The following is a 13,935-nucleotide window of genomic DNA, read 5'->3' on the forward strand; positions in this document are numbered from 1 at the left end:
CTTTCTTCGGGGCGATCGCCTCTAAAGAGGCGCATGCTCCGCTTATCGCCTCGAAGAAATCTCCTATTTTTATATTTCATTCTGTATCTATTTGTACTACGTTTTCAAAATGAGAATTGCTGCATATGACACCTTCAGAAATTACGGATACTCTCAAAGAGTTATTTGGTACAACTACAGTCAATGTAGTTGAACGCGGCTCTTGGCAAGTAGAAATGCCTAGTTTTCGCTTATTGGTTTTGCTTTCTGAAGATGAAAGTTGGTTGCGACTACTGTTACCGATTTTGACATTTCAGGAAGCACAACCTTTTTTAGAACAGTTTTTAGAAGCAAATTTCGATCATACCCAGGAAGTTCGTTACGCCTTAAATCAAGGTGTAATCTGGGGAGTTTTTCAACATACCAGGGAAAATTTGACTGTCGAAGATTTTAAGAGTGCTGTTACACGTCTTGTTTCCTTGCAGCAGGCTGGTTTAAATGATGTTTTCAATAATCTGATTGAAAGCCGTATCCGACGAATTATTGCAACTGCAAAAATCCAAGGACAGTCGTTAGAAGCAACAATGCAAACCTTAGATCGGTTTTATGCTGAAGGTTTAATGGGCGATCGAGAACAAACTTCACAGGAACGAGAACAAGTATTAGGAGCTTGGCGACGTCGATTAGAACAACTTTGGAACGATGTGGACTGAAATCAGTTGTCAGTTAACAGTTAACTATTAATAGTGATCAATTAATTACTCATTACCATATGACGCTGTCGCGCCACAATCCCTAATCGCCAATCCCCTATCCCCAGTCGCCAATCCCCAAAATCATGGACATTATTGAAACCCTCAAAGCAGATTACAAAAAATTTCCTGTAGATCAAACTTATAGCATCTACGCTGATAATGTTTATTTTCAAGATCCGATGACCAATTTTCGCGGTCTTGAACGCTATAAAAAAATGATTCAGTTTATTCAAACTTGGTTTTTAAATATCAAAATGGACGTACATGGCATCCGCCAAGAGAAAGATTTTATTAAAACTGAGTGGACTTTAAGCTGGAATACTCCCTTACCTTGGAAACCCCGAATCTCAATTTCTGGCTGGAGTGAATTAAAGACGAATTCGGAAAATTTAATCGTTTCTCATATTGATTATTGGTATTGTTCGCGTTTTGATGTACTAAAACAGCATTTCTTTTCCTTAAACAGTCGATAATGTAAATAAATGTAAACGATATCTCAGGCAAATTATTCATGCGCGTAATTCTGATGACTGGTAAAGGAGGAGTGGGTAAAACCTCCGTTGCTGCTGCGACTGGACTTCGTTGTGCGGAACTTGGTTATCGAACGTTGGTTTTAAGTACGGATCCGGCTCATTCCTTAGCAGATAGTTTTGATATTGAACTGGGACACGAACCCAAACAAGTTCGCCCCAATTTATGGGGTGCTGAATTAGATGCATTACAAGAATTAGAAGGAAATTGGGGTTCTGTAAAGCGTTATATTACCCAGGTTTTACAAGCAAGGGGTCTAGAAGGGGTACAAGCGGAAGAATTAGCAATCTTACCGGGAATGGATGAAATCTTCGGCTTGGTAAGAATGAAGCGCCATTATGATGAAGGCGATTTTGATGTACTAATTATCGATTCCGCTCCTACAGGTACGGCGTTGCGACTGTTAAGTTTGCCAGAAGTTGGCGGTTGGTACATGCGTCGTTTCTACAAACCATTCCAAAATATTTCGGTAGCACTCAGACCTTTGGTTGAACCTTTGTTTAAACCGATTGCTGGATTTTCTCTACCAGATAAAGAAGTTATGGATGCTCCTTATGAATTTTACGAGCAAATTGAAGCACTAGAAAAAGTGTTAACAGATAACAATCAAACTTCAGTACGTCTGGTTGCAAACCCAGAAAAAATGGTCATCAAAGAATCGTTGCGTGCCCATGCTTATTTAAGTTTATACAATGTAGCAACAGATTTAGTAATTGCGAATCGGATTATTCCTGACGAAGTTCAAGACCCATTTTTCCAACGTTGGAAAGCAAATCAGCAACATTATCGTCAGGAAATTCACGATAACTTCCTTCCTTTACCGGTGAAAGAAGTTCCCCTATTCTCAGAAGAGATGTGCGGTATGGCTGCTTTAGAAAGACTCAAAGAAACTCTTTATAAAGCAGAAGATCCCACCCAAGTTTATTACAAAGAAACTACTATCAGAGTTGTGCAAAATAACGAACAATATACTTTGGAATTATACTTACCTGGGATTCCTAAAGAGCAAGTGCAATTGAGTAAAAGCGCCGATGAATTAAATATTACTATTGGTAATCATCGACGCAATTTAGTTCTACCCCAAGCTTTAGCCGCATTACAACCTGCAGGAGCAAAAATGGAAGAAGATTATCTGAAAATCCGCTTTGCTGAACCAGCGAAGGTGTAAGAGGAAATGGAGAATGAGTAATGGGTTACTCCTTCTTGCTTCTGACTCCTAGACGTGACATGTCACGTCTCTACGACTCCTGACTTCACCATTTGTGATGATTTCGCATTGCTTTAGTTATCTTTTTCCATCTAGCTTTGGTATTGAGAGATTCTCTCTCATCTTGCTTTCTGGCGAGGTAATTTTTTTCCTTTTGCAGTTTTTGGTAATTCGAAAAACGCTTCTGGTCTAAAATTCCTTCCGCAAGTGCTTCTTGGACAGCACAACCCGGTTCATGTTGATGTTGACAGTCGCGAAAACGACATTGCTCCGCGAGTGTTTCAATGTCTGCAAAGGTTTCTTGCAAACCGTCTTGTACATCCCACAATTGGAGTTCTCGCATCCCTGGCGTATCTATTAATAATGCACCAGAAGGTAAACAAAGTAACTCACTACTAGTGGTAGTATGTCGACCCTTGCTGTCACCTTGACGCACTGTCTGCACCACATGAACTTCTTTTCCAATAATTTGATTGGTTAGAGTTGATTTACCCACACCCGAAGAACCAAGTAAAACTATGGTTTGTCCAAGCTGTAGGTAAGGTTGCAAAATTTCCAATCTTTGATTGCTCAAAGCACTGATTGCAAGAATTGGTACTCCTGGAGCGATCGCTTCTACTTCCAGCACTTTTTGTTCCCAAAGTTCGCATAAATCCACTTTATTGAGAATAATGACTGGATTTGCACCACTTTCCCAGGTCAGCACCAAATAGCGTTCGATCCGTCTCAAGTTAAAGTTATCATCTAACCCAGATACCAGAAATACGGTATCAATATTGGTTGCAATGATTTGTTCTTGTGTTTTACTACCCGGAACCTTGCGGGAGAATTTACTTTTACGGGGTAAAACTTGGTGAATAATTGCTTGAGTCGAATTATTTGGTTGGGTAGCAGCAACCCAGTCACCCACTGCTGGTAAATCTTGAGAAGATGTCGCTTCATGTCGAAGTTTACCTGCTAGTACACCTGCTATTTCACCAAATTCTGCGTATAAAAGATAGCCACCTTTATACTCTTGAGCAACTCTAGCCAGAAAAGATCCTTCCATAGCAAATTGCTCAAAGCTAGAAGCAAACCAATTGCTCCAGCCAAGTTGTTCTAAATTCATTGTTTTCCTCGATGTAAAGCCTTTTGTAGAGATGGCTGTACAGAGGTATTTTGGTTTTAGATCCTCCTAAGTCTTGGTTGCATTAAAAGAATTGACGGTTAACTTTTAACAGCTAACAATCTGGTAATTTACTACCTTGCAACGCAACTCAAAATACATCTGCGGGAAAAGAATCATACGTTACCCACAAATTTGGTGGAGACGCGACATATCCCTGAGAAAGACGCGACTTATCCCTGAGAAAGACGCGACAGAGGCTAACGCCGACGCCGCAGGCTCTGTCGCGTCTCTACATTATTTGTTTCCCACAGAGATGTAATCTAAGAAAGCCTGTGTAAATGCAGAAACCTCTGTAAGCCGTATTTTCACTGTTTGATTTATGAAGCGAATCACCGACTCAGTCATATTCCTCCTCCTTACTACTTACAAAAGGCTTATTACGAGTATAGCTCGTGCAGAAAAAGATGTGTTTGAGAGAAATTAAGAAAAATTAAACGGTGTATAGCCCATCTCTACGGGGTGAAGAATAATGTGGATACCCCTCAAAACAGAAAGGTGGAACAAAATAAAGATAGATTTGCAGCGATAGGCGAAGCCGACGCCTTCTGGCGTATCGCATTCATCGCCAATAAAAGACAGGAAAGACTGCTATGACATCATTCACATTAAACTTAAATTCTGTAATTAAGCTCACCCCAGAGCAGTTTTATAAATAACATGCGTCGGATGCTTAGCAGCAACTGATATAAATTATGTTTTCAAAATCAATTAATTAGTGGCGATACGCCCTTGGCGTCACACTTTGCGTATCGCCAATACCTTAACCCTAACTAAAGCCCTTCTAACCAAGCCTGAAAATCAGCCATACTCGTAAAATCAAGCAACGCTTCACCAAGATTTTCTAATTGTTCCAAAGAAAGATTTTCAACACGCTGACGCATTTCTTGAGGTAATTCTCCCACCCGTCGATTCAATAATCGGAGAATGATTTTACGCTCTCCTTCTTCTCGTCCTTCTTGCTTAATTTCGCGGTAAACTCTGGTTTCCTTGAGCGTAATTCCTAACATCTTTTCTACCTCCCTTTGGCTGAGTTGTTCGAATTTGTACACCATTATTGTCGTCACTAGTTCTATTATTGCGCGACTCTTGGTTTCGGGCTGTTCAACAGAAGAACGTTCGAGTAAATACCTTGCTTCTTGTGGTGCTTTTTCTTCATTTACCGTAGTTAACACCATCAGTGCTACCCACAAAGGTAATTGACGAATGTCTCCCAATTCATCCAAATATATTCGATGTACTTGGTCGCCGTTGAGTTGATTGCGATGGGGATAAATGTCACTCTGTTCGATGTTGCGAGATGGATAAATTATAACCGCTTGCCAATCTTTAAATCTGGGGCGGTTACGGTAGAAATATAGTGAGGATTCTGCAAATACTCGTTCATAAAGCATTTCATCTTTTTGAAACTGTACTTCACAGAAATACACAACCCCAGGGCTTTCATTTTCTGGCGGTAGGAACACACCATCGATTTCAAATTTAGGTTCTTTAACAGCTACCGAGTCAAATTTGTATCCACCTGCATTTACAGGCGGATTTGCCAATAATTCAAATAGTAAAGCTGGGTATTGTTGAAATAATTTATAAAATATCGAGTCTCGGCGCATGAAGGAATTTTATTGATTTGCAGGTTTATTGCTAATAGTCTCTAGGAAAAGTGAAAAAACAGCAATAAATATTATAAATACCGCAAAAAATTAAGCAATCTGTTTTTATTCGGCTGTATTTGCGAAAAATAAGAAGGTGACAACCCCCAAACAAACAACATACCACTCATAAGAGCGCACGTCGGTGCGCCCCTACAGATTAAATGATTTCTTAAAAACCCAATCGCCAGTCGCTAATAGCTATATGCCGCTTGCGGCGGCACGCAGTGCTTATGGCTAACGCCACGCTTCCGCTAACGCCAATACCCTATTCTCTCAACTGAACCGGCATTGCTAAATAAGTCATCTTCAAACCGCCTAAAGGACTAAAAATTACTGGAGTCAAATTAGAATTCAACTGCATAACAATTTCTGTTGCAGGTAATGCTTTTAGTCCTTCCATTAAATACTTAATGTTGAAAGCAATATCTATATCTTCACCTGATATTTGAGCTGGGATTGATTCTCTACCACTACCTATGTCTTGAGATTCTACAGATAAAGTAATTTCATCAGCAGCGCTGTCAATGCTAACTTTGACTACATTATTTTTCTGATCAGCAAATACTGCTATTCGCTCTAAAGCACTTAAAAACTGTTTTCGATCTAAAGCCAGATCTCGCTCAAATGAAGCAGGAATTAGTTGGCGGTAAGCGGGATATTGTCCCTCTAAAGTACGACTAGTTAAACGTTGATGCTGCCATTCAAATACTATTTGTCCTTGGTCAAAATATAAAGCCACAGCTTCTTCTGAAGATGAACTATGAGCCAACATTTTCTCTAATTCCCGTAAAGCTTTAGCAGGAACGGTCACCTCTAACTCGTTTGCTGCATCATTTTTTGGTGCATCTTCCGGACTAACATTGGTACTTTCCACCACTGCTAAACGGTGTCCATCAGTTGCAGCAAATTCCAAGGTGTCTTTTTGAACCTTTAAATGAACGCCTGTAAGAACCTGTTTGGTTTCATCTGCACTGGTCGCAAACAACGAACCGCGTAGCCCCTCAATTAATACTTCTGCTGACAGATACAATGCTTGAGAATCTTGGATTGTGGGCAGTTCAGGAAATTCTTCTGCTCCCATTGCTCGCAATTGGTAGCGACCACTTTCGGGCGTTAGGGTAACTATAATACCTTCTCCACCAACATCATCTACAGAAGTAGCTTCTTCTTCTAAAGTGATTTCTCCGTCGTTGAGGCGAGACGTAATATCATTGAGTAATTTTGCCGGAAGTGCGATCGTTCCCGATTCTAAAACCTCAGCAGTGAAGCTGGTACGAATACCCAGGCTGAGGTCGAAAGCCGTTAAACTCACTTGATTAGTTTCTGCATCCGCGTTCAACAGTACATTTGCCAGTACCGGATGAGTTGGACGCGATGGCACGGCACGGCTAGTTAGTGAAAGGTTAGTACTTAAATCGCTTTGGGTGCAAACTAATTTCATAAAACTTCTAGGGAGATTGGAAACCCACTCGTTCTTGGCATGAGAGGAACTCCCTCCTGACCACCACTCAAGGCAATAAGCATTAGAGGAGGAAAAACGATGCGGGACATTTATCTTTAGACTTCGTCTTTGTGTCACACATACTATCACCGTTACAGCTAAAAATGTATGGTGAATTTCAAATATGGTGAATTTAAAATGTAATGAGTTTCAAGCAATCAACTTCCAAATCCTGAATTCGTTTTCTCTTTCTATCTCAATCTCAGAAGTGAAACTTATAGGGTGATAGTTAAACCATAATATTTATTACACCCTGTTGGTAAATATTGCCAACCTGGAAACTACTCGGTTCTCAAACAAAAATCGCTACAAAATAATCCCAAATTCTACTAACTAAATGAAATAATTATTAACTAAGTAGTAGTAGTTCCTGTGGAAAATGTGGAAAAACTATATAAACTTTATAAATTCAATACTTGTAGCATCACTTGCTGTGGAAAACTTGTGGAAAATATTTACCTTTTTTCCACAAGGCATTTGCAATTTGTAAAGTTTTCCCCGAGAAATGCTAAGTTTTCCACAGATTTATAGCAAGTTTTCCACAAAAAATAAAGTATTTTTCCACAGGTTAATTATGAATTGATTAACAATTATATTTTGGGAAAATTTATGTCTCAAGAAGCAGTGTATTCTTTAGAACATTTTAATGCAGAATAACTTATGTTTATTGGTAAACACTTTATTAAATTAAATTATTTTTTGGGTCGGCTATTCATTTGGATACGGTCATTTAATTGTTTGAGTGTTTGAGTTAGCTCTGGGTTATTATCTCGGAGTTGGGTAATTTTTTCACAACTGTAAAGTACTGTTGTGTGGTCTTTACCACCAAATTCTTCACCAATACGAGGTAAGCTCAAATCAGTATTTTGACGCATTAAATACATTCCGATTTGACGTGCCCAACTAATTTCTCTTCTGCGAGAGTTACCTTTAAGATCTTCTATGGAAATATTCAGATTTTCAGATACCACTTTCAATATTATTTCTGGAGTAGTTTCTAACTTTTCCATTGGTGGTTCTAGAACGGGAGCAATATTTTCTACCGTCATTGGTAAACCCCAAATAGAAATATATGCTAAGGCTCGAATTAATGCTCCCTCCAGTTCGCGAATATTAGAAGTATAGTTAGCAGCAATATATTCAATTACATCTCTAGGAAGGCGAATATTTTCATATTCAGCTTTTTTCTGCAATATAGCCATTCTTGTTTCTAAATCTGGGGCTTGAATATCAGCAATTAACCCCATAGAGAAACGAGAACACAAACGTTCTTGCAGTCGAGGAATTTGGTTGGGAGGACGATCGGAAGCAATTACAACTTGTTTACCTGCTTCATATAGCGTGTTGAAGGTATGAAAAAATTCTTCTTGAGTACCTTCTTTCCCCTCAATAAACTGAATATCATCGACTAGAAGAATATCAGCAGTTCGGTAGTATTCGCGAAAACTTTGCATGCCATCTTTCTTGCCAATGGCTGTAATAAAATCATTAGTAAATTTCTCGGTAGACACATAAAATATTTTAGAATCGGGAAAAAATTCCAGACGGTAATGACCGATCGCCTGCATCAAATGAGTTTTCCCTAAACCAACACCACCGCATAAAAATAAAGGATTAAACTCCATTCCGGGTGACTCAGCAACCGCTAGAGCTGCTGCATGAGCCATGCGATTATTCGCACCGACCACAAATCTGGAAAATACATACTTGGGATTCAATTGAAAAGTTTTTGGTTGGTTGTTAACAGGTTTTGGAGAAATGTTACCTTGGGGAGGTGAGTCCCAATCGACTTTTTGGTCGCTGATATGAGATGCTTCGTCACCTTGAGCAACAGTAAAATAAATTTCTACAGGATGACCAACAATATCTTGGACTACATTGGCAATAGTATTTATATAGTATTTTTGCAACCAATTGCGGGCAAATGGATTAGGAGTACGAATAATCAAGCAATTGTGTTCAAAACTTTGGGCGCTAGCAGTTTTTATCCAAGTTTCAAAGGTGGGACGGGATAAATTTAGCTGCAAGCGCTCTAGCACTTGACTCCACAGAACGTCTATGGCTATTTCCACTGTCACTACCTCTGCTGCTAATAGTCACAATACACAATAAAAGATACAAGTAAGCATTAATTTAGCATTCAAGAGCTCTAGACCCAGAGTAAATTTTTAAGTTGTAATCATTGTTGGTTCGACTCGCCCCGGTAGGCTATATCCTATCATTCACCAAATCACACGGAGAAGCAAAGACACATGAGGAAAACACAGAATATTAAAGATCGTAATTTTGAGTTATCTGAATCAAAAAACCTTAACACACCAAGTTTATCCTTTCTCCATAAAGCTAAATGCTTGCCGTTGATTATATTAACCTCTATAGGAATTTTTGCCCTTGGTGGTTGTTCAGGTGGCGCAAATATACTCAACAATGAAAAACTTGATGATTCAGCCCAAGCTAAAAATAAACCAAATAATCGCCCAGTGGTTCCTTTTATTGGCGGTGGTTCCGAATCCAAAAATCCAAATTTTGTAGTTAATGTAGTCCAACAGGTAGGTCCTGCAGTTGTTAGAATAGATACATCTAGAACAGTATCTTCCCTACCAGATGGTTTTGATGACCCATTTTTACGAAGGTTTTTTGGCGATCGACCATCGCGACGTAGAGAACAAAGAGGTAGTGGTTCTGGATTTATTATTAATGCTAACGGTCAAATTTTAACTAATGCTCATGTAGTTGATGGAGCGGATACGGTAACTGTACTTTTAAAAGATGGGCGTCGTTTGAATGGTAAAGTTTTGGGTGAAGATCCCCTTACTGACGTTGCGGTCATTAAAATTGATGCCAATAACTTACCAACAGTTCCTATCGGTAATTCCGAGAACTTACAACCAGGGGAAGCTGTAGTTGCAATTGGTAACCCCTTGGGACTTGACTATACGGTCACCTCTGGAATTATCAGTGCAACAGGTCGTTCTAGCAGCGATATTGGTGCTTCTGACAAGCGCGTTGATTATATTCAAACTGATGCAGCAATTAATCCTGGTAATTCCGGTGGACCATTATTAAATGCTCGAGGTCAAGTCATTGGAATGAACACAGCAATTATTCGTGGCGCTCAAGGTTTGGGATTTGCAATTCCCATGAATACAGTACAAAGAATTTCTCAAGAATTAATTGCTAAAGGTCGGGTAGACCATCCTTTCTTAGGTATTCAGATGGTTACTCTCACTCCAGAAATGAAGGAAAGACTCAATAGTGAATTAGGAAATCCTGCTGTTTCTGCAGATAAAGGTGTTTTATTAGTACGAATTGTTCCCCGTTCTCCCGCATCAAGAGCAGGACTTAGAGCGGGTGATGTCATTCAAAGCATCAACGGTCAAACTGTAAATAAAAATGATGAAGTACAAAAAATTGTTGAAAAATCAAAAGTAGGGGTTCCTCTCAAAATAAAAGTAGAACGGAACGGACGAACTGTCGATTTAAACGTAACTCCCGCACCTTTACCAGTTGAACGTCGTCGCTAATTTTTATTTTTCTTCCCCATTATTCATTTGTGATTGGTCATTTGCGTTTATCTAATAGCCAATGACCAATTAATAATTACCAATTACCAATTACCATGACTAGCCAATTAAATGTGATTGAATTAGGCAATCCAATTTTGCGACAACGAGCAGAGCCAGTCAAAAATATCAAAGATGAATCTATCCAAAAGTTAATTGATGAACTAATGGTGACAGTTATTCAAGCTGATGGTGTGGGAATTGCTGCACCGCAAGTTGCTCGTTCACATCGTTTATTTATTATGGCTTCTCGTCCCAACCCTCGGTATCCGAAAGCACCATATATGGAACCAACAGCAATTATTAATCCGAAAATTATTGGTCATTCTTCAGAAACAGCAAAGGATTGGGAAGGTTGTTTGAGCGTTCCGGGAATTCGTGGTCTCGTACCCAGATATCAAACCATTGAAGTTGAATATTGCGATATCCCCAAAGGGGATGCGCGAAGCGATCGCAACGGTAAATTACAAAAGCTAGAATTAACTGATTTTGTCGCCCGGATTTTTCAACACGAATTCGATCATCTTGAAGGTAAAGTCTTTTTAGATCGGGTAGAAAGTACTTTAGATTTAATTACTGAAGCTGAATACCAAAAGTTAATGGGGATTGGGGATTAGGGATTGGAGATTAGCGACTAGGAATTGGAAAATTAATTAAATTAATTGTAGAGATGTTCCGGTGCAGCATCTCTAAAGGTTTAAGAATAATGAGTAATAAAATGAAAAAATTACTAAATCAACCCGAAGATTTTGTGCGGGAAACTTTAGCGGGTATGGCGATCGCCCATTCCGATCTGATTAAAGTAAATTTTGAACCTAATTTTATTTATCGTGCTGATGCTCCAAAAACAGGTAAAGTAGCAATTATTTCTGGTGGTGGTAGCGGACACGAACCGATGCATGGAGGTTTTGTCGGTCGGGGAATGTTGGATGCGGCTTGTCCGGGAGAGGTTTTTACTTCACCTACACCGGATCAAATGTTAGCTGCTGCTCAAGCAGTTAATGGCGGTAATGGTGTTCTTTATATTGTCAAAAATTATAGTGGCGACATCATGAATTTTGAAATGGCGACAGAATTAGCTGTTGCTGAAGGTATTCGAGTGCAAAATATTTTGATTGATGATGATGTTGCAGTCAAAGACAGTTTATATACCCAAGGACGTCGGGGTGTGGGAACTACAGTGCTAGCAGAAAAAATCTGTGGTGCAGCAGCCGAAGCGGGATACGATCTAAAACAAGTTGCCGATTTGTGTCGTCGAGTCAACCTTCACGGACGCAGCATGGGTATGGCGCTAACTTCCTGTACGGTTCCAGCTAAAGGTTCCCCAACATTCGAACTAGGAAGTCAAGAAATAGAAATGGGTATCGGGATTCACGGGGAACCCGGAAGAGAAAGAATGAGTTTAAAATCGGCTGATGAAATTGCCGAAACTTTAGCAATATCAATTATTGAAGATTCTTCATATAGTCGTACCGTTCGGGAATGGGATGAATCTACAGCTGAATGGATCGAAAAAGATTTAACCAATACACCTTTTGCTAAAGGAGATAAACTGCTAGCCTTCGTCAATGGTATGGGTGGAACACCCCAAAGCGAACTGTATATTATTTATCGCAAACTAGCAGATATCTGCACCCAAAAAGGAATGGAAATAGTAAGAAACTTGGTTGGCTCTTACATAACTTCTTTGGAAATGCAAGGTTGTTCTATTACTTTGCTTAAATTAGATGAGGAAATGATTAAACTTTGGGATGCACCAGTGTTGACACCAGCATTGCGTTGGGGAGTGTAATGAGTAACAAGTAATAAGTAATAAGTAATAAGTAATGAGTAAGAATTAAGAATTAAGAATTAAGAATTAAGAATTAAGAAGTAATTTAGTCTTCCCTATCCTCCCACACTGCCTACACTCCTAAAACTCCCCACACTCCCCACACTTCCCACACTCCCCACACTTCCCACACTCCCCACACTTCCCCAATCCCTAACCCCCATAACCCGTATAAAGAACTAAAGCTTGACCATTAGTGGTTGTTCTACCAGGAATTCTTTGACGCATTAGTTTTTTTGTTTTGTTTCCCCTGGTTTCTTCAACCCAAATTTTATAGGTATCTTTATCAAAAAATGCTTCAGCTACACCAGCAAAACTTGCAGAAGAATTTCTAATTCTGAATATGGGGTCTGTTGGTTTCTGTCTTCCCGCAGCGTAAATCAGTCCGCCAAGTAATTCAGTAGAACCACCAGATCGGGTGTCGATTTTGGTTTTTCCTCCTTCCGTCTTTAAACCAAGAATCCACAATTTTGCACCATTATTGATAATATTAGTTTGGGAATGACCTTCAATATTTAATTGTCTTGCCCATATACTTTGTTTGGAATTGAGTAATCTCAATTTACCCATTACAACATCATCAATAAATACATCTCCAGTTCCCTTACTTTCTAAATCAAAATCAGACATACTGCGATAAACTACAGTTCTATTGGTAACATTTGTCCACTTCAGTTTTGATTTGTGGGTAATAAAGAAATCTTCTACGATTAAAGTTGAATGCTTTCCGTTATCTGCAACTATCTCCCCTTTACCATTTAAACCACCGGTAGAACCAATAAATCTTTTAAGATTCCCTCTCAAACGTAAATTTCCATTAATTGTAAAAATTCCTTTCCTCGGTACTATAACTGTTGTAGCTCCAGAATCAATAGCAGCTTGAAAAGACACAGTATCATCCTTCCCATCATTCCCAACTGCTCCAAAATCTTCTACATTTACCCATTTATCCGGGTCATCCCAAGCTATTTTAGGAAATTTTTTTATTGGTAGTTGGAGTGACTTCTTTGGAGAAGGAAATTTTGCCAGAACTGGACGTGTGGTATATTCGTCTATCTTATTACCCTTAATTCTTTTCTTTGCTTGACGCGCATTACTTGAAAGAATATCTCTGTAGCCAGATGAAGTTACATTTCTCGCATAAATAAAACCAGCAGAAGAAATAGCTGAAGTTCTTTTTGCCCTTCTTGTACGACCAATTAATTTAGCATTAATTAAAGTGAGAGTTCCTCCCGGATCTTTACCTCTATGTGGATTTCTACCATTAATAATTGCTGGAACTGAATTAACACTGGTAAAACCTTCTAAACTCAATACCTGTCCGCCATTGTAAAGACCAACTCGATTTTGTTCTTTGACTGTAATATTTTGCATCGTAATACTGTTAATGCCATTTTTTGTGCGAATTCCGCGATCAAAACCAATAATTTCAACATCTTCAACCAATAGTGGACCGATTTCACCATGACTTAGTTCTAACCCTGTCCTTCCTTTCCGGTCTTCTGACATGATGGTGACACTGCGCACAGCCCCTTGATTATTTGCAACAAAATTTAATCCCTGAGCGCCAGGATTATTTTTACCAATATTAATTGTCAAATTTCTGACAGAATTACCAAAACGTTGTGCAACTAAACTTGCTTTAAAATCTCTCGACCTGCGATCCAAGTTTGGATCGAAACCTGTAGAAATAACTGGTCGAGGCTTTCTGGGATTTTGAAACTTAGAAGAATTATTGTTTAAGCGTATAA

At 39.1% G+C, this 13,935-nt stretch carries 11 protein-coding genes; 6 read left to right on the plus strand and 5 right to left on the minus strand.

Features of this window, described 5'->3' with window-relative positions; all coding sequences use genetic code 11:
- Positions 1-125: 125 nt before the first annotated feature.
- The 3 genes from QNJ50_RS26300 (at position 126) to QNJ50_RS26310 (ending at position 2,433) form a co-directional block, all read left to right on the plus strand.
- Positions 126-692: a hypothetical protein gene (locus QNJ50_RS26300; protein ID WP_300641516.1), complete on the plus strand. Its 567-nt coding sequence runs from the start codon at positions 126-128 to the stop codon at positions 690-692.
- 125 nt (positions 693-817) lie between these two features.
- Positions 818-1,207, plus strand: coding sequence for a DUF2358 domain-containing protein (locus QNJ50_RS26305; protein WP_300641518.1), 390 nt, complete (start codon positions 818-820; stop codon positions 1,205-1,207).
- A gap of 38 nt (positions 1,208-1,245) precedes the next feature.
- Positions 1,246-2,433 (plus strand): TRC40/GET3/ArsA family transport-energizing ATPase, encoded by a 1,188-nt coding sequence (locus QNJ50_RS26310; protein WP_300641520.1) that lies wholly within the window; start codon positions 1,246-1,248, stop codon positions 2,431-2,433.
- Between the two features lie 85 nt (positions 2,434-2,518).
- Here the strand turns inward: QNJ50_RS26310 and rsgA are convergent, their stop codons facing one another.
- The 4 genes from rsgA to dnaA form a co-directional block, all read right to left on the minus strand.
- The gene (gene rsgA / locus QNJ50_RS26315) at positions 2,519-3,580 is read right to left on the minus strand and encodes a ribosome small subunit-dependent GTPase A (protein ID WP_300641522.1); all 1,062 of its coding nucleotides are present in this window, start codon (positions 3,578-3,580) and stop codon (positions 2,519-2,521) included.
- Between the two features lie 830 nt (positions 3,581-4,410).
- A complete protein-coding gene (locus QNJ50_RS26320) occupies positions 4,411-5,247 on the minus strand; it encodes an Rpn family recombination-promoting nuclease/putative transposase (RefSeq protein ID WP_300641524.1) in 837 nt (278 codons plus the stop codon).
- A gap of 307 nt (positions 5,248-5,554) precedes the next feature.
- On the minus strand, positions 5,555-6,730 hold the full coding sequence (gene dnaN, locus QNJ50_RS26325) for a DNA polymerase III subunit beta (protein ID WP_300641526.1): 1,176 nt from the start codon (positions 6,728-6,730) through the stop codon (positions 5,555-5,557).
- A 752-nt stretch (positions 6,731-7,482) separates the two neighbouring features.
- Positions 7,483-8,862 carry a chromosomal replication initiator protein DnaA gene (gene dnaA / locus QNJ50_RS26330; protein WP_300641528.1) on the minus strand — a complete coding sequence of 460 codons (1,380 nt, stop codon included), beginning with the start codon at positions 8,860-8,862 and terminating at the stop codon, positions 7,483-7,485.
- A gap of 180 nt (positions 8,863-9,042) precedes the next feature.
- On the opposite strand from dnaA, the gene QNJ50_RS26335 reads away from it, so the two are divergent.
- The 3 genes from QNJ50_RS26335 to dhaK all read left to right on the plus strand — a co-directional run bounded on the left by QNJ50_RS26335 (position 9,043) and on the right by dhaK (position 12,145).
- On the plus strand, positions 9,043-10,314 hold the full coding sequence (locus QNJ50_RS26335) for an HhoA/HhoB/HtrA family serine endopeptidase (protein WP_300641531.1): 1,272 nt from the start codon (positions 9,043-9,045) through the stop codon (positions 10,312-10,314).
- 95 nt (positions 10,315-10,409) lie between these two features.
- A complete protein-coding gene (gene def, locus QNJ50_RS26340; protein WP_300641533.1) occupies positions 10,410-10,970 on the plus strand; it encodes a peptide deformylase in 561 nt (186 codons plus the stop codon).
- 101 nt (positions 10,971-11,071) lie between these two features.
- On the plus strand, positions 11,072-12,145 hold the full coding sequence (gene dhaK, locus QNJ50_RS26345; RefSeq protein WP_300641537.1) for a dihydroxyacetone kinase subunit DhaK: 1,074 nt from the start codon (positions 11,072-11,074) through the stop codon (positions 12,143-12,145).
- Positions 12,146-12,337: 192 nt separating this feature from the next.
- Here the strand turns inward: dhaK and QNJ50_RS26350 are convergent.
- Positions 12,338-13,935, minus strand: a 1,598-nt coding sequence (locus QNJ50_RS26350; RefSeq protein ID WP_300641535.1) for a glycosyl hydrolase family 28-related protein, incomplete at its 5' end; no start/stop codon positions are given.

It is taken from the genome of Mastigocoleus sp. MO_188.B34 (genome assembly GCF_030065675.1).
Classification (GTDB): domain Bacteria; phylum Cyanobacteriota; class Cyanobacteriia; order Cyanobacteriales; family Nostocaceae; genus Mastigocoleus.

Coding starts and splice junctions, on each gene's coding strand:
- QNJ50_RS26300 (WP_300641516.1), top strand. CDS start 126: ATGACACCTTCAGAAATTACGGATACTCTCAAAGAGTTATTTGGTACA.
- QNJ50_RS26305 (WP_300641518.1), top strand. CDS start 818: ATGGACATTATTGAAACCCTCAAAGCAGATTACAAAAAATTTCCTGTA.
- QNJ50_RS26310 (WP_300641520.1), top strand. CDS start 1,246: ATGCGCGTAATTCTGATGACTGGTAAAGGAGGAGTGGGTAAAACCTCC.
- rsgA (WP_300641522.1), bottom strand. CDS start 3,580: ATGAATTTAGAACAACTTGGCTGGAGCAATTGGTTTGCTTCTAGCTTT.
- QNJ50_RS26320 (WP_300641524.1), bottom strand. CDS start 5,247: ATGCGCCGAGACTCGATATTTTATAAATTATTTCAACAATACCCAGCT.
- dnaN (WP_300641526.1), bottom strand. CDS start 6,730: ATGAAATTAGTTTGCACCCAAAGCGATTTAAGTACTAACCTTTCACTA.
- QNJ50_RS26335 (WP_300641531.1), top strand. CDS start 9,043: ATGAGGAAAACACAGAATATTAAAGATCGTAATTTTGAGTTATCTGAA.
- def (WP_300641533.1), top strand. CDS start 10,410: ATGACTAGCCAATTAAATGTGATTGAATTAGGCAATCCAATTTTGCGA.
- dhaK (WP_300641537.1), top strand. CDS start 11,072: ATGAAAAAATTACTAAATCAACCCGAAGATTTTGTGCGGGAAACTTTA.